This is a genomic window from Variovorax nitratireducens (assembly GCF_051216545.1).
Classification (GTDB): Bacteria; Pseudomonadota; Gammaproteobacteria; order Burkholderiales; family Burkholderiaceae_C; genus Variovorax.
The window spans coordinates 146,585-166,319 of the sequence record NZ_JBPJZO010000005.1 but is presented as its reverse complement, the minus strand read 5'-3'; the positions used below and the strand labels follow the sequence as shown (position 1 = coordinate 166,319).

General features: G+C 67.8%; 22 protein-coding genes. 9 read left to right on the top strand and 13 right to left on the bottom strand.

The genetic code is table 11. The annotated features are described in order from the left end of the window. Positions 1-2 precede the first annotated feature (2 nt). The 6 genes from ACSFA8_RS15315 to ACSFA8_RS15290 all read right to left on the bottom strand — a co-directional run bounded on the left by ACSFA8_RS15315 (position 3) and on the right by ACSFA8_RS15290 (position 4,926). Complete coding sequence (locus ACSFA8_RS15315; protein WP_435480355.1) at positions 3-341, bottom strand: hypothetical protein; 339 nt, start codon at positions 339-341, stop codon at positions 3-5. 110 nt (positions 342-451) lie between these two features. Then, a complete protein-coding gene (locus ACSFA8_RS15310) occupies positions 452-1,009 on the bottom strand; it encodes an NADPH-dependent FMN reductase (RefSeq protein ID WP_435480354.1) in 558 nt (185 codons plus the stop codon). A gap of 21 nt (positions 1,010-1,030) precedes the next feature. After that, positions 1,031-2,365 (bottom strand): NAD(P)/FAD-dependent oxidoreductase, encoded by a 1,335-nt coding sequence (locus ACSFA8_RS15305; RefSeq protein WP_435480353.1) that lies wholly within the window; start codon positions 2,363-2,365, stop codon positions 1,031-1,033. Further along, positions 2,362-2,907, bottom strand: coding sequence for a DsbA family protein (locus ACSFA8_RS15300; RefSeq protein ID WP_435480352.1), 546 nt, complete (start codon positions 2,905-2,907; stop codon positions 2,362-2,364). The genes ACSFA8_RS15305 and ACSFA8_RS15300 overlap by 4 nt, the downstream gene beginning before the upstream one ends. Positions 2,908-2,963: 56 nt before the next feature. Beyond that, the gene (epsC, locus tag ACSFA8_RS15295) at positions 2,964-3,890 is read right to left on the bottom strand and encodes a serine O-acetyltransferase EpsC (protein WP_435480351.1); all 927 of its coding nucleotides are present in this window, start codon (positions 3,888-3,890) and stop codon (positions 2,964-2,966) included. Positions 3,891-4,017: 127 nt separating this feature from the next. Continuing rightward, on the bottom strand, positions 4,018-4,926 hold the full coding sequence (locus ACSFA8_RS15290; RefSeq protein ID WP_435480350.1) for a LysR family transcriptional regulator: 909 nt from the start codon (positions 4,924-4,926) through the stop codon (positions 4,018-4,020). A 106-nt stretch (positions 4,927-5,032) separates the two neighbouring features. On the opposite strand from ACSFA8_RS15290, the gene ACSFA8_RS15285 reads away from it, so the two are divergent. The 3 genes from ACSFA8_RS15285 to ACSFA8_RS15275 are packed head-to-tail and all read left to right on the top strand — an operon-like array spanning position 5,033 to position 8,219. Then, positions 5,033-5,992 (top strand): hydroxymethylglutaryl-CoA lyase, encoded by a 960-nt coding sequence (locus tag ACSFA8_RS15285; protein WP_435480349.1) that lies wholly within the window; start codon positions 5,033-5,035, stop codon positions 5,990-5,992. A gap of 8 nt (positions 5,993-6,000) precedes the next feature. Then, positions 6,001-7,179, top strand: a complete 1,179-nt coding sequence (locus ACSFA8_RS15280) for a CaiB/BaiF CoA transferase family protein (RefSeq protein ID WP_435480348.1) — start codon at positions 6,001-6,003, stop codon at positions 7,177-7,179. A gap of 35 nt (positions 7,180-7,214) precedes the next feature. Beyond that, on the top strand, positions 7,215-8,219 hold the full coding sequence (locus tag ACSFA8_RS15275; RefSeq protein WP_435480347.1) for a tripartite tricarboxylate transporter substrate binding protein: 1,005 nt from the start codon (positions 7,215-7,217) through the stop codon (positions 8,217-8,219). 48 nt (positions 8,220-8,267) lie between these two features. Here the strand turns inward: ACSFA8_RS15275 and ACSFA8_RS15270 are convergent, their stop codons facing one another. From ACSFA8_RS15270 to ACSFA8_RS15240, 7 genes are all read right to left on the bottom strand, one after another. Continuing rightward, positions 8,268-8,483, bottom strand: coding sequence for a TOBE domain-containing protein (locus ACSFA8_RS15270; RefSeq protein WP_286544657.1), 216 nt, complete (start codon positions 8,481-8,483; stop codon positions 8,268-8,270). Between the two features lie 160 nt (positions 8,484-8,643). Continuing rightward, the gene (locus ACSFA8_RS15265) at positions 8,644-9,459 is read right to left on the bottom strand and encodes an ATP-binding cassette domain-containing protein (RefSeq protein ID WP_435480346.1); all 816 of its coding nucleotides are present in this window, start codon (positions 9,457-9,459) and stop codon (positions 8,644-8,646) included. Positions 9,460-9,473: 14 nt separating this feature from the next. Continuing rightward, on the bottom strand, positions 9,474-10,349 hold the full coding sequence (gene ssuC / locus ACSFA8_RS15260; protein ID WP_435480345.1) for an aliphatic sulfonate ABC transporter permease SsuC: 876 nt from the start codon (positions 10,347-10,349) through the stop codon (positions 9,474-9,476). A gap of 4 nt (positions 10,350-10,353) precedes the next feature. Then, a complete protein-coding gene (ssuD, locus tag ACSFA8_RS15255) occupies positions 10,354-11,523 on the bottom strand; it encodes an FMNH2-dependent alkanesulfonate monooxygenase (protein ID WP_435480344.1) in 1,170 nt (389 codons plus the stop codon). Between the two features lie 89 nt (positions 11,524-11,612). Beyond that, the gene (locus ACSFA8_RS15250; RefSeq protein WP_435480343.1) at positions 11,613-12,566 is read right to left on the bottom strand and encodes a sulfonate ABC transporter substrate-binding protein; all 954 of its coding nucleotides are present in this window, start codon (positions 12,564-12,566) and stop codon (positions 11,613-11,615) included. A 120-nt stretch (positions 12,567-12,686) separates the two neighbouring features. Further along, on the bottom strand, positions 12,687-13,271 hold the full coding sequence (ssuE, locus tag ACSFA8_RS15245) for an NADPH-dependent FMN reductase (protein ID WP_435480342.1): 585 nt from the start codon (positions 13,269-13,271) through the stop codon (positions 12,687-12,689). Between the two features lie 3 nt (positions 13,272-13,274). Then, a complete protein-coding gene (locus tag ACSFA8_RS15240) occupies positions 13,275-14,300 on the bottom strand; it encodes a sulfate ABC transporter substrate-binding protein (RefSeq protein ID WP_435480341.1) in 1,026 nt (341 codons plus the stop codon). Positions 14,301-14,419: 119 nt separating this feature from the next. Between ACSFA8_RS15240 and ACSFA8_RS15235 the strand changes: the two genes are divergently transcribed. The 6 genes from ACSFA8_RS15235 (at position 14,420) to ACSFA8_RS15210 (ending at position 19,721) form a co-directional block, all read left to right on the top strand. Continuing rightward, the gene (locus tag ACSFA8_RS15235) at positions 14,420-14,692 is read left to right on the top strand and encodes an oxidative damage protection protein (RefSeq protein ID WP_435480340.1); all 273 of its coding nucleotides are present in this window, start codon (positions 14,420-14,422) and stop codon (positions 14,690-14,692) included. A 114-nt stretch (positions 14,693-14,806) separates the two neighbouring features. Continuing rightward, on the top strand, positions 14,807-16,630 hold the full coding sequence (gene mnmC / locus ACSFA8_RS15230) for a bifunctional tRNA (5-methylaminomethyl-2-thiouridine)(34)-methyltransferase MnmC2/FAD-dependent 5-carboxymethylaminomethyl-2-thiouridine(34) oxidoreductase MnmC1 (protein ID WP_435480339.1): 1,824 nt from the start codon (positions 14,807-14,809) through the stop codon (positions 16,628-16,630). 24 nt (positions 16,631-16,654) lie between these two features. Further along, positions 16,655-17,578 carry a transglutaminase family protein gene (locus ACSFA8_RS15225; RefSeq protein WP_435480338.1) on the top strand — a complete coding sequence of 308 codons (924 nt, stop codon included), beginning with the start codon at positions 16,655-16,657 and terminating at the stop codon, positions 17,576-17,578. Positions 17,579-17,630: 52 nt separating this feature from the next. Then, positions 17,631-17,903, top strand: coding sequence for a hypothetical protein (locus ACSFA8_RS15220; RefSeq protein ID WP_435480337.1), 273 nt, complete (start codon positions 17,631-17,633; stop codon positions 17,901-17,903). A 62-nt stretch (positions 17,904-17,965) separates the two neighbouring features. Beyond that, on the top strand, positions 17,966-19,027 hold the full coding sequence (locus tag ACSFA8_RS15215; protein ID WP_435480336.1) for an aldo/keto reductase: 1,062 nt from the start codon (positions 17,966-17,968) through the stop codon (positions 19,025-19,027). 16 nt (positions 19,028-19,043) lie between these two features. Further along, on the top strand, positions 19,044-19,721 hold the full coding sequence (locus ACSFA8_RS15210; protein WP_435480335.1) for an HAD family hydrolase: 678 nt from the start codon (positions 19,044-19,046) through the stop codon (positions 19,719-19,721). Positions 19,722-19,735 lie beyond the last annotated feature (14 nt).

Sequence of the window (19,735 nt, the reverse complement as noted above, 5' to 3'; positions counted from 1 at the left end):
CCCTATCGAGGCGCGAACGCCCACTCGGCCAGCTTGCGCAACGGCGGCCACGCGCGATACGCGGCCAGAATGCGGAGTCGGGCGACTGCGGCATCACGGCGCCTGTCTGCGACCAGGGTCAGGGCCACGGCAATGGCGGCCGTGGTCTTGTCGCCCCGCTGCGCCCTGATTCGCCATGCCAGAGCGAGCACGCTCAGGTCGTCGATGCTCAATCGGGCGAGGTGGTACTGCGCCTGCTCCTCATCGTCTTCGATCTCCTCGGCCTCGGAGCGAAAAGTCGATTCCAGGCAAAACCAGTCGCTACGCCCCGCAACGGTGGCCGTCGGCATCTGCGCATCCATGCTCATCATCGGCTCCGTCCGGTCTGGTTGGATGCCGAAGTGTGCGCAAAACCCAAACCGCCTTCTGTGCGCTACCGAACGCAACAGGCCGCCGCCAGACAGCTGCCGGATCAGGCGTTGTGCGTCTTGACCCAGGCCACGTACTTGTCGACCCAGCCTTGCAGGAACTTCTTCGTGCCCGCGTTGCCGATGTGGCCCTTGTCGTCGAACAGGTCGTCCTTGACCTGAACGAAGGCTTCTGGCTGGCCCAGCGTCGGCACGTCCAGGTAGGCCAGCACGTTGCGCAGGTGCTGCTGCGCCAGCGCGGTGCCGATGGCGCCGACCGAGATACCGATCACGCCGGCCGGCTTGCCGGCCCAGGCGCTCTGGCCGTAGGGGCGCGAGGCGTGGTCGATCGCGTTCTTCAGCACGCCGGACATCGAGCGGTTGTATTCGGGCGTGAGGAACAGCAGGCCCTGGCAGGCCGCGATCTCGGTCTTGAGGCGCTTGACCGAGGCCGCCTGGTTGCCGTCGTCGTCCTGGTTGTAGAGCGGCAGATCGTCGATGCGCAGGTGCTCGAAGGTGAAGCCCTCGGGCGCCAGCGCAGCCAGCGCGAGCGCGAGCCTGCGGTTGAGCGAGTCCTTGCGGATGCTGCCGATCACTACGCCGATTCTGTAGGTGGTGCTCATTGGGTCTCCGTTGCGGTCAGGTCAGGGGGTGGGTTGGATGGTCTCGTCCTGCAGCTTTCCAATATCGCGGATGTTGGCGCGGTGCCGCTTCCAGCCGGCGATGGTGCGGCGCAGGTTGGCGATGGAAATGCCGTAGTACAGCATCTTGAACACCCGCAGCCGGCCCCAATACGGCGTGCCGCCGAAGATGTCGCCGGCCAGCAGCGACATCAGCGCCTCTTTCACGCGCAGCGGGTTGACCGGGTACATGAACATGTCGCGGATGGTCGGGTTGGTCACGCGGTAGATGAACCACGAATACTCGCGCGGCCCCTTTCGCATCATGGCCTCGAAGGCCGCGCGCGCCTTGTCGGCTTCGGCCGGCCGGTCGAGCCGGGTGGCCACCACGTCGGCGCCGTCGAAGGCGCTGTGCATCGCGAGGTACACGCCCGACGAGAACATCGGGTCGATGAAGGTGAACGCGTCGCCCAGCATCAGGTAGCGGTCGCCGCTCGCGTGGTCGCTGCTGTAGGCAAAGTTGCCGGTGGCGTGCACCGCGTCGTCGACCAGCGTGGCCTTTTCGAGCCGGCGCGCGAGTTCGGGGCACAGCGCGATGGTGTCGGTGAAGAACTCCTTCATCGGCTTGTCGCGCGTCTTCAGGTAGTAGGGCCAGCAGACTGCGCCGACACTGGTGGTGCCATCGGCCAGCGGAATGAACCAGAACCAGCCGTGGGCAAACCAGCAGATGCTGATGTTGCCTTCGAGCTTGCCCTTGAGCCGTTCGGCATTCGTGAAATGGCCGAACAGCGCGGTGCTGTTGTGGTCGGGGTTCTTGCGCTTGCTGCGCAGCTTGTTGGCCAGCAGCGTGTCGCGTCCCGTGGCGTCGACCACGAAGCGCGTGCGCCAGTTGCGGCGTGTGCCGTCGTCCAGTTCGGCCTGAACCGTGGCGCCCTCGGCGTCGAAAGCCACATCGCGAACGCGGCAACCCTCGAGCGTGCGTGCGCCGCGCGTGGCGGCGTTGCGAAACAACATCTCGTCGAGCTCGGAGCGGCGCACCTGCCAGGCCGAGGGCATGGTCTTGTTCCAGGCGTCGGCAAACTCGACCGCGCTGGTGTGGTCGTGCTCCGGCGAAACGAATTCGATGCCGAACTTGGGCATGCCGATGCGGTCGACCTGGTCGCGCACGCCGAGGCGCTCGAACAGTTCCACGTTGGCCGGCAGCAGCGATTCGCCGATGTGAAAACGCGGGTGGTGCGCCTTCTCGACCAGCACCACGTCGCGCCCCTGCTGGGCCAGCAGGGCGGCGATGGTGGAGCCAGCCGGTCCGCCGCCGACCACCAGCACGTCGCAGTCTTGTGTAGAGGACGCCTCGCTCATCGGCCCAGCGCCTTGTCGATCACCGTGTGCAGGTGGTTCACCCCGAACGACACGTCGCAGAACTCCCCGTTGACATAGAAGGCCGGCGTTCCGCGCACGCCGAGGCGACGCCCCCCTTCGACCTGCTCCTGCACGCGCTGCAGATAGACGTGGTCGCGCATTTCGTTCGTGAAGCGCGCCATGTCGAGGCCGGCCTCTTCGGCATAGCGACGCACGTGTTTCTCGTCGAGCTGCAGTTGATGGGCGAACAGCAGCTCATAGAACGGCCAGAACCCGTGCTGCGCGCCCGCTGCTTCGGCCGCCTCGGCCGCCAGCTCTGCATGCGGATGCACTTCGCGCAGCGGGAAGTGTCGGAACACGAAGCGCACCTGCTCGCCGTAGTGCGCCAGCAGGATCTTCAGCGCCGAATGCGCCTGCCGGCACGACGGGCACTCGAAGTCGCCGTACTCGACCAGCGTGACACGGGCTGCGGCCGGGCCGCGGGTGTGGTCGGTGGCGGGATCCACGGCCAGCACGGCGGCTGGATTGAAGGGGGTGTTCATGCGCAATCTTTCAAAACAACAACGACAACGGCAGGGCCCGAGTATGTCCCGGGCGGCTACTTCGCCGGGGCGGCCGCCGTGTCGCGCGCGAGCTCGCGCGACAGCGCCTGGGTGACGCTGCAGCCGGCCGGCACGTCCTGCGTGACCCACACGTTGCCGCCGATGGTCGCGCCCTTGCCGATGGTCACGCGCCCGAGGATGGTCGCGCCCGCATAGATCACCACCTCGTCTTCCAGCACCGGGTGCCGCGGCAAGCCCTTCTTGAGATGGCCGTCGCTGTCGATCGGAAAGCGCTTGGCGCCGAGCGTCACGGCCTGGTAGAGCCGCACGCGCTCGCCGATGACGGCGGTCTCGCCGATCACCACGCCCGTGCCGTGGTCGATGAAGAAGCCGGCGCCGATCTGTGCGCCCGGATGGATGTCGATGCCGGTCTGCGCGTGCGCGCGCTCGGCCACGATGCGCGCCAGCAGCATGAGGCCCAGCTGGTAGAGCTGGTGTGCCATGCGGTGGTGGATCATTGCCAGCACGCCCGGATAGCACAGCAGCACCTCGTCGACGCTGCGCGCAGCCGGATCGCCATGGAACGCGGCCATCACGTCCGTGTCGAGCAGCCGGCGAATGCCCGGCAACGCCTCGGCGAAGGCGCGCACGCGCTGCTGCGCGTCGGCGCTCAGTTCGGCCAGCTCGGCTGCCGTGCGGCGCCGCTCGTGCCGCAGTTCGAGCGTGGCCTGCGCGAACAGATGGTGCAGCGCCGCATCGAGCGTGTGGGCGACATAGAAGTCTTCGCTTTCCTGGCGCAGATCGGTCGGCCCGAGCCGCATCGGAAACAGCGCGCCGGTGAGCGACTCCACCACCTCGGCCATGACGTCGCGCGACGGCAATTCGCGTTCGCCGCCCTCCTGCGCCCGCTGCTGCCCCTCGCGCCACTCGCGCCGCACCTGCTGCAGCGAGGTGACGATCTCGTCGACCTGGAAATCCGCCATACCTTGCCTCTCGTCTCAGTTCGGATGCGCGAAGCATCGCACTGTTCGAGCGGCCTTGCCACGGCGGGCCCTTGTGCAATGGGTACGGCGTCCTCGACGGCCTGCGCAGCGCCGCTGAACCGCGCCCCTAGCGCGCGGCGGCGGCCACCGCCTCCAGGTGCGCCACCAGCATCCGTGCGGCGGGCGACAGCTTCTTCTCGTCGTGAAAGCAGATCGCAAAGCGCCGCTGCGCCCATTTATCGGTGAGCGGCAGCACCTTCAAACCGAAGCTGGCAGCCACCGGCTCCGCCACCTCGCGCGGCACCACCGCAATGCCCAGCTTCGCGCGCACGCAGCGGACGGACGCGTCGAAGGTGCTGACCACCGCCCGGTAATTGACCGGCGTGCCGATGATGGCGGCCGCGCGCGCCAGCATCGTATGCACCGCCGTGGGTGCCGGCAATCCCACATGGTCAAACGGCAGCGTCTGCTCGAAGGAGCAGCGTTTCAGGCGGGCGATCGGGTGCGAGGGGTGGGCAATGATGGCGAGCTCGTCGCGCCGGTAGCTGCGCGTCTGCAGGCCTTCCAGGTCGGCCGCATCCCAGCAGATTCCGAGCGGCGCAATGCCCTCGCGGATGCCGCGCACCAGGTCGCGGCTCACCGCCTCTTCGATGTCGATGCGGATGTCGCGGTGCGCAGGCACCTGCAGGAAGCCCGCGATGTCGTCGGGCAGGAACTCGGCAATGGACGACACCGAGGCCAGTACCCTCACCTGCCCCTTGATGCCCTTGCCGTAAGCCGCCATGTCGCGCGCCACGCGATCCGCGCCGGCCAGCATGGCACGTGCGTGCTCCAGCAGGATCTCGCCGGCCGCCGTGGGCACCACGCCGCGCCGGCGCCGCTCCAGCAGTGTGTTGCCGACCACGGCTTCGAGCTGCGCGAGGCGCTTGCTGATGGCCGAGGCCACGATGTGGTGCTGTTCACCGGCGCGGGCGATGTTGCGGGTTTCGCAGACGCTGACGAACAGGCGCAGGGAGGTGAGGTCGAGGTCGCGCATGGATCCACGGATTTTGAAGTTCCGGATTGGAACGCCAGACATTCCAGATTACCGCTTTTGCATCGAACCGGGAATCCCTAAAGTCCAGCTTCCAGGAGACAAGACCATGAACCCCGCCAGCCACCGCCTGCCCGGTGCCGCCGTGATCCGCGAAGTCGGATTGCGCGACGGCCTGCAAAGCATTGCCACGATCCTCCCCACCGAGCACAAGCGCGAGTGGATCCGCGCGGCGCATGCAGCCGGCCAGCGCGAGATCGAGGTCGGCTCCTTCGTGCCGGCGCGGCTGCTGCCGCAACTGGCCGACACGGCCGAGCTCGTGGCCTTTGCGAAGACGCTGCCCGGCCTGTTCGTCTCGGTGCTGGTGCCCAACCTGCGCGGCGCCGAAAGCGCCCTCGCCGCTCAAGCCGACCTGATGATCGTGCCGCTTTCGGCCAGCCACGCGCACAGCCTGGCCAACCTGCGCAAGACACCCGACGACGTGGTCGCAGAGGTCGCGAAGATCCGCGCCGCGCGCGATGCCGCCGGCAGCAAGACGCTGATCGAAGGCGGCGTCGGCACCGCGTTCGGCTGCACGCTGCAAGGCGATGTGGACAAGCGCGAAGTGCTGCGCCTGATGCAGGCCCTGCTCGACGCCGGTGCCGACCGCGTGAGCCTGGCCGACACCGTCGGCTATGCCGACCCGGCCATGGTGCGCGAGCTGTTCGAAGAGGCCCTGCAGATCGCCGGCGACCGCTTCTGGTGCGGCCACTTCCACGACACCCGCGGCCTTGGCCTGGCCAACGTGTACGCCGCGCTCGAAGTCGGCGTGGCCCGCTTCGACGCATGCCTGGCCGGCATCGGCGGTTGCCCGCACGCGCCCGGCGCAAGCGGCAACGTTTCGACCGAAGACCTAGCCTACATGCTCGGCAGCATGGGCATCGCGACCGGCATCGACATCGCCCAGCTGCTGGCGCTGCGTGCGCGCGTCGCGGACTGGCTCGCGGGTGAGACGCTGCACGGCGCGCTCTGGCAGGCCGGCCTGCCCAAGACCTTTCCCGTCTCTTCCTCCGCGGCGCTCGCCGCCTGAAAGCCTTCATGCCAGACACCCTTCCTCTCGCCGGCGCTCACCGTGAAGCGCCTCTGCCGCTGGCGGGCGTGCGCGTCCTCGAATTCACCCACATGGTCATGGGCCCGACCTGCGGCATGATCCTGGCCGATCTCGGGGCCGAGGTCATCAAGGTCGAGCCGCCCGGCGGCGACAAGACGCGCAAGCTGCCCGGGCTGGGCATCGGCTTCTTCCGCTCCTTCAACCGCAACAAGAAGAGCGTGGTGATCGACATTGCGACCGAAGAAGGCCGCGCCACCGCAACCGAACTGGCGGGCCAGTGCGACGTGGTGCTGGAGAACTTCCGTCCGGGCTTGATGGCGGGCTTCGGGCTCGATCACGAAACGCTGTCGAAGAAATTCCCGCGCCTGATCTACGTCACGCACAAGGGCTTCCTGCCCGGCCCCTACGAAAAACGGCTCGCACTCGACGAGGTGGTGCAGATGATGGGCGGGCTGTCGTACATGACCGGCCCGGTCGGGCGCCCGCTGCGCGCGGGTACCTCGGTCAACGACATCATGGGCGGCATGTTCGGCGCCATCGGCGTGCTGGCCGCACTGCGCGAACGCGAACTCACCGGCCGCGGGCAGGAGGTGCAGAGCGCCCTGTTCGAGAACTGCGTGTTCCTCTCGTCGCAGCACATGCAGCAATGCGCGATGACTGGCGAGCCGGCGCCGCCGATGCCTTCGCGCGTCTCGGCCTGGAGCGTGTACGACGTGTTCACGCTCGCCGATGGCGAACAGCTCTTCATCGGCGCCGTCAGCGACAAGCAGTTCCAGACCCTGTGCCGCGTGATTGAAGCGCCCGAGCTGGCGGCCGATCCTTCGCTGGCCGACAACGCGAAGCGCGTCGCGGTTCGGCCGGCTCTGCTGCAGCGCCTGGGCGAGATCCTTGTGCACCATCGCGTCGACGAGCTTTCGCCCAAGCTCGAGGCCGCGGGCATCCCCTACGCCCCGATCATGCGGCCCGACCAGTTGCTCGACGATCCGCATCTCAGGGCCAGCGGCGGCCTCGTGCCGATGGAGACCGACGACGGCGGCACCACCGACGTCGTGCTGCTGCCGCTCTTGATGGGCGGCCGCCGCCCGGGCGTGCGGCAGGCGCTGGCCCGCGTCGGCCAGCACACCGACGAGGTGCTGGCCGGACTGACCCGGCCGGTCGCCGCCTGACCCCGCATCCATCCCGAAAAGCCAAGGAGACAAAAATGAACATCGCCACCCACAGCTTCCAGCGCCGCGGCATGACCGCATTCCTCGCCACGTCCTTCGTGCTGGGCGCAGTCGGCGCATTGGGCGCCGGCGCGGCCCGCGCGTCCGACAAGCCGCTGCGCGTGATCCTGCCGATCAGTGCCGGCTCCGGCGTCGACACCATCGTGCGTGCCGTGGCGCCCTCGCTCACCAAGGCGCTGGGCGGCCAGCCCGTGGTGATCGAGAACCTGCCGGGCGCCGGTGGCATCACCGGCACCAGCGCGCTGGTCAAGGCGCCCGCGGACGGCCTGACCATCGGTGTCGTGTCGAACAACCACGCGGTCAATCCGAGCGTGTTCGCCAAGATGCCGTTCGATGCCATCGCCGATATCACGCCGATCTCGGTGGTTGGCGCCACGCCGCTGTTGCTGGTGGTGAACCCGGCCAAGGTGCCCGCAAAGAACGCGAAGGAACTGCAGGCGATGCTGAAGGCCAAGCCCGACGCCTACAACTACGCATCGTCCGGCAACGGCACTATCATCCACCTGGCCGGTGCCATGTTCATGGACGCCGCTGGCGTCAACGTGCGGCACATTCCGTACAAGGGTACCGGCCCGATGGTGGCCGACATCATCGGCGGCCAGGTGGAAATGGGCGTGGTGGCCCTGCCGGCAGCGCAGGGCCATCTCAAGAGCGGCGCGTTGCGCGCGATTGGCGTGATGGGCAAGAGCCGTGTGCCGGCCTTGCCGGACTTGCCGACGATCGCCGAGCAGGGCTTCCCGGAATTCGACGTAGCCGGCTGGTTCGCAGTGATCGGCCCGGCCAAACTGCCGGCCGCCGAGGTCAAGCGGCTGCATGCGGCCGTGGTCGCCGCCTTTGCCATGCCCGAAGCCATGGAGGCGATGGGCAAGCAGGGCAATCTCATCAGTCCGATGACGCCGGAGGCCTCGGCGCAGTTCCTGCGCGCGGAGGTCGAGCGTTATGCGCGCATCGTGAAGAAGGCCAACATCACGGCCGAATAGCGCGGCAGGCGCCGCGCGTCGTGCAGCGTCGCCCCCGCTGGCTGCGGCTCAGAGCTTGGCGATCGAGACTTCGGTCGACTTCACCAGCGCGACCACGTCGGAGCCGGGCTTCAGTTGCAGCTCGTCGACCGAGCGCGTGGTGATGACCGAGGTGACGATGCCCCAGGCGGTTTCAACATCGACTTCGGAGACGACGTCGCCGCGGATGATTTCCTTGACCTTGCCCTTGAACTGGTTGCGGACGTTGATGGCTTGAATGGACATGGTGAACTCCTGAGTAAAAAAAGAAAAAGTGTTAAAAAAAAGAGGGATACCGCATTGCCAGGGATACCGCGGAACCGGCTCTGCCGGGCCGCCGGTATCGCCCCCGGTCAGGGGGTTGGCGCAGCGACACGAAGTGCGCGAAGACTGGGGGCGAGCACATCTACAGCGCCCAGCGCAGCACATGCGCAGGGCCGTCTGTCCAGCGGGTGTCGTTGGCGGGCTCCACGTCTTGCGGATCGGGCTTCTGCAGCACCCGGTCGAGGATGCGTTTCTCGATGGCGGCAAAGGCCGGATCGCCCTGTGAGCGCGGCCGGGCCAGCGCGATGTTCTCGTCGAGCGCAATGCGGCCGTCCTCGATCAGGATCACGCGGTCGGCCAGCGCCACGGCTTCCTGCACGTCGTGCGTCACCAGCAGCGCAGTGAAGCGGTGGCGCAGCCACAGGTCTTCGATCAGCCGGTGCATCTCGATGCGCGTGAGCGCGTCGAGCGCGCCCAGCGGCTCGTCGAGCAGCAACAGCCGCGGGTGGTGCACCAGCGCGCGGGCCAGCGACACACGCTGGCGCTGCCCGCCCGAGAGGCGCGCCGGCCACTCGTTCTCGCGGTCGGCCAGGCCGACCTGGGCCAGCACTTCGCTGCCACGATGCCGGGCAGCGGCCGGCAGTCCGAGGGTGACGTTGTCGCGCACGCGGCGCCAGGGCAGCAGGCGTGCCTCCTGGAACATGATCCGTGTGTCGTCGTGCAGGCCATCAATCGGCCGGCCGTCGGTGTAGAGCGCGCCGTCGGAAGCCTCTTCGAGGCCCGCGATCAGCCGCAGCAAGGTGCTCTTGCCGCAGCCACTGCGCCCGACGATCGCGATGAACTGGCCCGGCTCGATGGTGAGTTGCGTGTTGCGCAGCACTTCACGCTCGCCGTAGTACTTGTGCAGGCCGCGCGCTTCGAGTTTCACGCCGCCGATGAGGGATGTGGGTTCGGTCATGGGTGTTCCTTCGTTCAGGCCGCGCGCTTGTGCTTCTGGTAGCCGGGATGCCAGCGCAGCCACCAATGCTCCAGTCCGCGTGCGAACAGGTCGGCCAGCTTGCCGAGCAGCGCGTAGAGCAGGATGCCCACGAGCACGATGTCGGTCTGCAGGAACTCGCGGGCGTTCATCGTGAGGTACCCGATGCCGGCCTGGGCCGAAATGGTTTCCGCCACGATCAGGATCACCCACATGAGACCGAGCGAGAAGCGCAGGCCGACCAGGATCGACGACAGCGCGCCCGGCAGGATCACTTCCTTGTAGAGCTGCCAGCGGCTGAGGCCGTAGGTGCGGCCCATCTCGATGAGCTGCGGATCGACGTTGCGGATGCCGTGAAAGGTGTTGAGGTAGATCGGAAAGAACACCGACACGCTGATGAGGAACAGCTTGGCCGTCTCGTCGATGCCGAACCACAGGATCACCAGCGGAATCAGCGCCAGCGCGGGGATGTTGCGCACCATCTGGATGGTCGAGTCGAGCAGTGTTTCGAAGAACCTGACCGAGCCGGTGAGCAGCCCCAGCGCCAGGCCCAGCCCGCCGCCGATGGCGAGGCCGGCGAGCGCCCTGCCCGCGCTCACTTTCACGTGCGTCCAAAGCTCGCCCGACACGGCCAGCGACCATGCGGCCTTGACCACGTCGACCGGCGCCGGCAGCACCCGTGTGGATAGCCAGCCGAGCGACGAAGCGATCTGCCAGGCAACGATCAGCCCAACCGGCACCAGCCATGGCACGAAGGAGTCCAGAAGGCCAGAAACACCGCGGAACCGGCTTTGCCGGGCCGCAGGTGTTGCCCCCTGCAAGGGGGTTGGCGGAGCGACACGAAGTGCGCGAAGACTGGGGGTGTGCGACATTTTTTTAGCTTTGCGAATGAAGGCGCGAGGGCGCGTCGAGGTTGGCGACGACTTCGCCGAATGGGCCATTCAGCGAGCCGCCGGCGAGCTGCTTGCGTGCGCCGAGGGACAGCAGCGGAAACACCAGCTCCGCAAAGCGGTACGCCTCTTCCAGGTGCGGGTAGCCCGAGAGAATGAAGTTGTCGAGCCCGAGCGCCGCGTATTCCTCGATGCGCGCCGCCACGGTCTTCGGGTCGCCGACCAGAGCAGTGCCCGCGCCGCCGCGCACCAGGCCGACACCGGCCCAGAGGTTGGGCGCAATCTCCAGGTCGGCACGGCTTCGCTTCTTGCCGCCCGCATGCAGCGCCGCCATGCGGCGCTGCCCTTCGGAATCCATGCGCGCGAAGGCGGCCTGGGCGCGGATCACCGTGTCGTCGTTGACGCGGCTGATCAGGTCTTCGGCCGCCCGCCAGGCAGCGTCTTCGGTCTCGCGAACGATCACGTGCAGGCGGATGCCGAACTGGACGGTGCGCCCCTTGCGCGCCGCACGCGCCCTCACGTCCGCGACTTTCTTCGCCACCTCGGCCGGCGGTTCGCCCCAGGTGAGATAGGTATCGACCTGTTCGGCCGCGAGCTCGTGCGCCGCTTCCGACGAGCCGCCGAAGTACACCGGCGGATACGGCGCCTGCACAGGCGGAAACAGCAGCTTGGCGCCCTTCACGCTCAGGTGCTTGCCGTCGTAGTCGAAGGCCTGGCCGTCGTGGCTGCGCGAGATGATCTCGCGCCAGATGCGGATGAACTCGGCCGACTGTTCATAGCGCGACGCATGGTCGAGGAACACGCCGTCGCCTTCGAGCTCGGCCTGGTCGCCACCGGTCACGAGGTTCACCAGCAGGCGCCCGCCCGAGAGCCGGTCGAAGGTCGCCGCCATGCGCGCGGCCAGGCTCGGCTGGTGCAGGCCCGGCCGCACCGCGACCAGGAACTTGAGCCGGGTCGTCGCACCGATCAGGCTCGACGCGATGACCCACGGGTCTTCGCAGGAGCGCCCCGTCGGGATCAGCACGCCCTCGTACCCGAGCCGGTCGGCGGCGCCAGCGATCTGCTGCAGGTAGGCCAGATCGACCTGCCGTGCGCCCTCGGCGGTGCCCAGGTAGCGGCTGTCGCCGTGCGTGGGAAGAAACCAGAAGATGTTCATAAAAAAATCCTGTAGGCCCGTTGTTCAGGAAGCACCGCGGAACCGGCTTTGCCGGGCCGCCGGTGTTGCCACCGTCGCGTTCCTGCGCTTCATGCCAGCCCCGCGCCCGCCGCTTCGAGCAGGTTGATCTTTTTCGGGATGAGCTTGAGCTCGAAGAAGGTGTCGGCAATCTGCTGCTGCTCGCCGAGGATCGCCTTGGTGATCGGGCCGGTGCCGTAGGCCGCGCGGCTCACCGACAGGTCGGCCACCGGCTTGGGCAGGCCCCACAGCGTGGCGAGTTCGCCGGCGTAGGCGCTCTTGTTCGCCACCGCCCACTGGTCGAGCTTGTCGATCTCTTCGACCACGAGCTTGAGCACATCAGCGTTCTTCGCGACATAGGGCAGCGAAGAGAAGTAGTAGCCGCGGTTGCCGACCACGCCGCGGCCGTCGGCCAGCACGCGCGCGCCCAGCGCGAGTTCGGCGGCGGCGAGGAATGGATCCCAGATCACCCAGGCATCGATGGAGCCTTTCTCGAATGCGGCGCGCGCATCGGCCGGCGCGAGGAACACCACGCTCAGGTCGCTGTAGCGCAGCCCGGCTTTCTCGGCCAGCTTGACGATGAAGTAGTGAACGTTGGAGCCCTTGTTGAGCGCGATCTTCTTGCCCTTGAGATCGGCCACGCTCCGGATCGCGGAGTCTTTCGGCACCAGCACCGCCTCGGCCGCCGGTCGCGGCACGGTCGCGGCCACGTAGGCCAGCGGCGCGCCGGCGGCCTGGGCGAAGATCGGCGGCGCCTCGCCCACATCGCCGAAGTCGATCGAGCCGACGTTCAGCGCTTCGAGCTGAACCGGGCCGGCGTTGAACTCCGTCCAGGTGACCGATACGCCGAGCGGTGCGAGGCGCTTCTCGAGCGTGCCGCGGCCCTTGAGCACGCTCAACGCGCCCTTCTGGTTGCCCACGCGCAGGGTGCGCGGCGTTTGCGCCAGGACGCCCAGCGAAGGCAAGGCGATGGCACCGGCGGCGCCCTGGATCAGGCGTCGGCGCGAAATCGGAATACGGGTCATGACAAGGTCTTTCAGGCGTGCGTTGTCCCGCACCGCACAGCGGCGGCAAAAAGCGGAACGAACAGGAATGGGGGATCTATGCCGCTCGGGGAGCGGCGGTGGCGGGCAGGTTGCCGTCGCTCAGACGCTACATCGCACGCGCGAGAAATGCACCGGCTCGAAGCCGTGGGTGGCCGGCAGCTTCAGCCCCTCGGCCGCGAGCGTTTCGGCGGCCTCGTCGAGCCGGAGCGAAAGCTCGTCATGCACGCGGTAGGCGCCGTCGGGCGTCAGGCTGATCTGCGCGTCGGTGGCGTACACGCCCGGCAGGATGTGCCGCGCCGATAGCGCCTGCAGCACCGGCCGCAAGGCGTAGTCCAGCGCCAGCATGTGGTGCGGACTGCCACCGGTGGCCAGCGGCAGCACCGTCTTGCCCTTCAGCGCGCCTTGCGAGAGCAGATCCAGGAACACCTTCACCACGCCGCTGTAGGCGGCCTTGTAGACCGGCGTGGCCACCACCACCACGCGCGCCTGCGCCACCTTCTCGATGGCCTGCGCGATGGCCGGGTGGGCCCACTCGGCCAGCAGCAGCGGCTGGGCCGGCAGTTCGCGCACGGCCACGCGTTCGATGCGGGCGCCGCGGCGTGCGAGCCGCTCACCCACCGCTTCGAGCAGCGCGGTCGAGCGGGACGGCGCCGACGGGCTGCCGGAAATCAAAAGAACAGTCACGGCCTACTTCAGCTTCGCCGTGTAGATCTGGTCGAAGGAACCACCGTCGGCGAAGTGCGCCTTGTCGGCCTTGGCCCAGCCGCCGAAGGCCTCGTCGATCGTGAACAGCGGCAGCTTGGGCAACTGCTTGGCGTACTTGGCCTGCGCCTTGGCGGAGGTCGGGCGGTAGAAATGCTTGCCGATGATGTCCTGTGCCTCTTCGCTGTAGAGGTACTTGAGGTATTCCTCGGCCACGGCACGGGTGCCCTTCTTGTCGACGTTCTTGTCGACCACGGTCACAGGCGGCTGGGCCAGGATGCTCAGGCTCGGGTACACGAAGTCGACCTTGTTGCCGAACTCCTTCTCGAGCAGATAGGCCTCATTTTCCCAAGCGATCAGCACGTCGCCCTGGGCGCGCTGCGCGAAGGTGATGGTCGAGCCGCGGGCGCCGGTGTCGAGCACCGGCACATTGCCGTAGACCTTGCGCACGAAGTCGCGCGCCTTGTCGTCGCCGCCGTACTTGCGCTTGGCGTACTCCCAGACTGCGAGGTAGTTCCAGCGTGCACCGCCCGAGGTCTTGGGGTTGGGTGTGATCACGCTCACGCCGGGCTTGGCCAGGTCGTCCCAGTCCTTGATGCCCTTCGGGTTGCCGGCGCGCACCACCAGCACGATGGTCGAGGTGTACGGCGACGCGCCCAGCGGCAGCCGCTTCTGCCAGTCGGCCGGGATCCAGTTGCCGTTGTTGTGCAGCGCATCGACGTCGCCGGCCAGCGCCAGGGTGGCCACGTCGGCGTCGAGGCCGTCGATGATCGAGCGCGCCTGCTTGCCCGAGCCGCCGTGCGACTGCTTGATCACCACGGTCTGGCCGGTCTTGCCCTTCCAGTAGGCCGCAAAGGCCTTGTTGTAGTCGACGTAGAGCTCGCGCGTCGGGTCGTACGACACGTTCAGCAGGTTGATGGTCTGGGCGAACGACGGCAGCGCCGTCAGGGCCATGCCGGCACCCAGGGTGGCACCGAGGGAAAGCTTGATAAAGTCGCGGCGAAGGCTCATGGGGGTCTTTCGAAAAGCAATCTGCAGTAAGAAGCTGTGGATTCTGGAAGCCCCCCTCAATAACTGGAACTACCGTTTTCTAAGTTCTAAATAGCCAAACTAACTAAAGGCAACCCCAGATGACGCGAATGGTTCAGTGCGTGAAGCTCGGCAAAGAAGCCGAAGGCCTCGATTTCCCCCCCTACCCCGGCGAGCTCGGCAAGCGCTTGTGGGAGAACGTGAGCAAGGAAGCCTGGGCCGCCTGGCTCAAGCAGCAGACCATGCTGGTGAACGAGAACCGCCTGAACCTGGCCGACCAGCGTGCCCGCGAATACCTCAAGCGCCAGATGGAGAAGCACTTCTTCGGCGACGGCGCCGACGTGGCCCAGGGTTACGTTCCCCCGGCGAACTAGGCTCACCCCCAGTCTTCGCGCACTTCGTGTCGCTTCGCCAACCCCCTCGCCGGGGGCAACACCGGCGGCCCGGCAAAGCCGGTTCCGCGGTGTTTCACGAAGCAGGTCCATCCCATGGCTGAGCCAGTGGATTGGCGCGCCGATGGCGTGCCGCGCAGCGCCCGCTTCGACGATATCTATCACACCGAAACCGGCGCGCTGGCGCAGTCGCGGCACGTGTTCCTGGGTGGGTGCAACCTGCCCGAGGCATGGGCCAGGCAGCCGCAATGGCTGATTCTCGAAACTGGATGCGGTTTTGGCCTCAATTTTCTGACAACTTGGCAGGCCTGGCGCGCCGATCCGGCCCGACCACGGATGTTGCACTTCGTCTCGATCGAGGCGCATCCGGTCGCGCGTGACGATCTGCTGCGCGCCGCGGCGGCTTACCCGGAACTGCACGAGCTGGCCGAACTGCTGGCTGCGCAATGGCTCGAATTGCTGCCCGGCTTTCACCGCCTCTGCTTTGACGGCGGCCGCGTGCTGCTGACGCTGTGCGTGGGCGACGTGCAGGCCATGTTGCGCGCCCAGCGCTTCGAGGCCGACAGCATTTTTCTCGACGGCTTCAGCCCCGATCGCAACCCTGTGATGTGGTCGCCGGACACGCTCAAGAGCGTGTCGCGCTTTGCGCGGCGCGGCACCGGCATCGCAACCTGGACTATCGCGCGTGCCGTGCGCGATGCCTTGACCCAATGCGGCTTTCAGGTGCGCAAGGCGCCCGGCCTGCCGCCCAAGCGCGATTGCCTGCGTGGCGTGTTCGATCCCGCGTGGACGCCGCGGCGCCGCGCTCCGGCGGCCGAACGTGCCGCGCCGGGGCGCTGCGCGGTGATCGGTGCCGGCCTGGCAGGTGCGGCGGTGGCGGCAAGCCTGGCGCGGCGCGGCTGGCAGGTCGATGTGTTCGATCGCGCCGACCGGCCGGCCGCGGGGGCTTCCGGCCTGCCGGTCGGCGTATTGGCCCCGCATGTTTCGCCCGACGACGCCCTGCTCTCGCGCCTGACGCGCGCCGGCATCCGCGCGACCTGGCAGCAACTCGCGGCGTTGCTGGCCGAAGGCCGCGACTGGCGCGCGAGCGGCGTGATCGAACGCCGGCCCGATGGCGACGTGCGTCTGCCCGCAGGGTGGACTTTGGAAGGGCCGAACCTCTCGTGGCCGGCCGATGCCGCGCAGCTTGCCTCGGCGCAATTGCCTGCCGACACCGCTGCGCTGTGGCACCGGCGTGCGGGCTGGGTGCGGCCGCGCGCACTGGTCGACGCGTGGCTGGCGCAACCGGGTGTCCGGCTGCAGACAGACTGCGAGGTCGCCCGGATCGCGCCTTCCGGTGTGGGCTGGCAGCTGTTCGGTGCCGACGACAAGCGGCTCGGCGATGCGGATCGCATCGTTGTTGCCGCGGGCTTCGAAAGCGGCCGCTTTGCCGCATCACTGCCGCTGCAGCCGGTGCGCGGGCAGATCGAATGGGGCCGCGTGGCATCGAATGCCGCGTTGCCGCAGGCGCCGGTCAACGGCGATGGCCACCTCATCGCCCAAGTGCCCGACGGCGACGGCGCGCTGTGGCTCAGTGGCGCCACCTTCGACCGTGACAGCATCGACACCACGCCGCGCGCCGCCGATACCGCCGCCAACCGCGAACGGCTCGCGCGCCTGCATCCGGACGCGGCCGCGCTACTGGCCGGCTCGTTCGATGCCGCCGCACCCTGGGTTGGCGTCCGGTGCGCTTCCGGCGACCGCCGGCCGCTGGTCGGGCCGGCGCCGGATCAGCAGGGCCTGTGGGTCTGCACGGCGCTCGGTTCACGCGGCCTGACGTTTGCCGCGCTCTGCGCCGAATTGCTGGCGGCGCATTGGCATGGCGAACCGCTGCCGCTGCCGGCTGCGCTCGCCAAGTCGCTCGACACGCGTCGTCTCTGACACGGGGAACGGGGAGAATCCGTCATGGCCATCCGCTACGACATCAAACACACCACCGTCTACCGCTACAAGCGGCCCGTGACCTTCGGGCTGCACCGCGTCATGTTTCGCCCGCGCGACAGCCACGACCTGCGGGTGCTGGCAACCGACCTGCAGGTGAGCCCGACCTCGAACGTGCGGCTGATTCAGGATCCGCATTCCAACTCGGTCGCGCTGGTGCAGCCGATGGGCAAGGCGACCGAGCTCAAGGTGGTGTGCTCCTTCACCATCGAGCAGGTGCCGCCGTCGGAGGACCTGCTGCTCGAGATCGACCCCGCCGCCGAATTCCTGCCGTTTGCCTATTCGATCCAGGATCGGCTCGACCTCGAACACTATCTGCGTCCGTACCACCCCGACCCGGATGGCACGCTGATCCGCTGGGCGCACCAGTTTCTGTACAGCGACGAGCCCAACAGCACCCGGGAGGTGCTTGCGCGCATGAATGCGCACATCGGCAAGAGCCTGAAGTACCAGGCGCGCGACGAAGAAGGAACGCAGAGCCCGCTCGAAACGCTGAACCTCGGCAGCGGCAGTTGCCGCGACTACGCATTGCTGATGATGGAAGCGGCGCGGCGCCTCGGCGTCGCAACGCGCTTCGTCTCCGGCTACCTGTATGACGCCGCACTCGACACCACGGCCCGGCCGAAGGCCGCGAAGGACGTCAAGGACGCCGGTGCAGCGACGGTCGGCGCCGGCTCCACCCACGCCTGGTTGCACGCCTACCTGCCCGGCGCCGGCTGGGTGGCCTATGACCCTACCAACAACATCATGGGAGGCAGCCAGTTGATCCGCGTCGGCGTGGCGCGCGACCCGTCGCAGGCGGCGCCGATCTCCGGCAGCTGGTTCGGGGATCCCGAGGCCTATGAGGGCATGGTGGCAACGGTGCAGGTGCGACGCATTTCGTCCTGAATACGCCGAAAGCGCAATGGCGGGCACGCCACTTGCTCGCTACCTTTGCGTCATGGAAGCCCGCAGAAATTTCGCCGACAACTGTATGGATATACAGGTACGATGGGCTGCCTTCCAAAAAGAACACAAGGCGCCTGTCATGCAGCTTTCCACCCCGGTGCCGGCGCGCTCGCTGGTAATTCCCTTTCCCCTTCGCCAAAGCGTGGCGCACAATGCCGTCCGCCCTTTCCAGCCCTCGCCGCGCGATGCCGCGAGTGAATCGATCAGGCTGCAAGCCGCACGCGTGCTGAGCGTCACCGCGCGCAGCTGGTGGCCGGCGGACTGACCCGCCAGCAAGGTTCACGGCAGGCGCCTATGCTGGCGGGCTTCCAACGGAGCCCCGCCAACATGCGTCACAACCCCCTCGGCCGCACCGGCCTCTACGTTTCCGAGCTGTGCCTTGGCACCATGACCTTCGGCGGTGCCGGCGAGATGTGGAACAAGATCGGCGATCTGCAGCAGGCCGATGCCGAACGCCTGATCGGCACCGCACTCGACGGCGGCATCAACTTCATCGACACCGCGGACGTGTATTCCGGTGGGGTGTCCGAGCAGATCACCGGCCAGGCGCTGAAGAACTTGAAAGTGCCGCGCGACAGCGTCGTGGTCGCGACCAAGGTGTTCGGCGAAACCGGCACCGGCCCCAACGCGCGCGGGGCCACGCGCGGCCACATCATGGACGGCATCAAGGCCAGCCTGAAACGGCTGCAGCTGGAGCACATCGACCTCTACCAGATCCACGGCTTCGACCCGGCCACGCCGATCGAGGAAACCGTGCGCGCACTCGATCAACTGGTGCGCCACGGCCATGTGCGCTATGTGGGCGTGTCGAACTGGGCCGCCTGGCAGATCGTCAAGGCGCTCGGCATTGCGGAGCGGCTGGGCCTGTCGCGCTTCGAATCGCTGCAGGCCTACTACACGGTGGCCGGCCGCTATCTCGAGCGCGAGCTGGTGCCAATGCTCAAGAGCGAAGGCCTCGGCCTGATGGTCTGGAGCCCGCTGGCCGGCGGCCTGCTGAGCGGCAAATACGGGCGCGACCAGCAGGGCGAGCAAGGCAGCCGCCGCACCGGTTTCGACTTTCCGCCGGTGAACAAGGCGCGCGCATGGGACTGCGTCGACGCCATGCGCCCGATTGCCGAAGCGCACGGCGTGTCGGTCGCGCAGATCGCCCTGGCCTGGCTGCTGCACCAGCCGCAGGTCACGAGCGTGATCGTCGGTGCCAAGCGGCCCGAACAGCTCGCCGACAACATGGCGGCCACCCGGGTCGTGCTGGGCGCGGCCGAGTTGCAGCAGCTCGACGACGCAAGCCGCCTGCCCGCCGAATACCCCGCCTGGATGCTCGAGCGCCAGGGCGGCAATCGGCTCCTGCAGATCGCCGAGGCCAGCGCGCCCCGCAGCGCCGGCGCCTGACCGCTAACCTCTGGCCATGGCAGCCATCCCCGAAACCGTCTACCTGTTCGATGTCGACAACACGCTGCTCGACAACGACCGCGTGCGCGCCGACCTCGCGGCGCACCTGGCCAGCGCATTCGGGCCGGCCGCCGCCGACCGCTACTGGGCGATCCTCGAGCAGCTGCGCGTCGAGCTCGGCTATGTCGACTACCTCGGCGCGCTGCAGCGCTACCGGCTCGATGCGCTGAACGACCCGCGGCTGCTGCTTATGTCGGCCTTCCTGATCGACTACCCGTTCGCCGATCGCGTGTATCCCGGTGCGCTGCAGGCGCTCGCGCATGCGCGGCAATCGGGCCCGACCGTGATCCTGTCCGACGGCGACGTGGTGTTCCAGCCGCGCAAGGTGCAGCGTTCGGGGCTCTGGCATGTGGTCGAGGGCCGCGTGCTGATCTACATCCACAAGGAACTGATGCTCGACGACCTGCAACGCTGCCACCCCGCGCGGCACTATGTGATGGTCGACGACAAGCTGCGCATCCTGACCGCCATGAAGGCCGTGCTCGGCAGCCGGCTCACCACCGTGTTCGTGCGCCAGGGCCATTACGCTTTTGATACGCAGGTTGTCCAGTCCCTGCCACCGGCTGACGTGACAATCGAAGCCATCGGCGATCTAACTCGCCACGACCTGGCGTCGCTGCGGGCCGCCGCCTGAACCATTCCACCAAG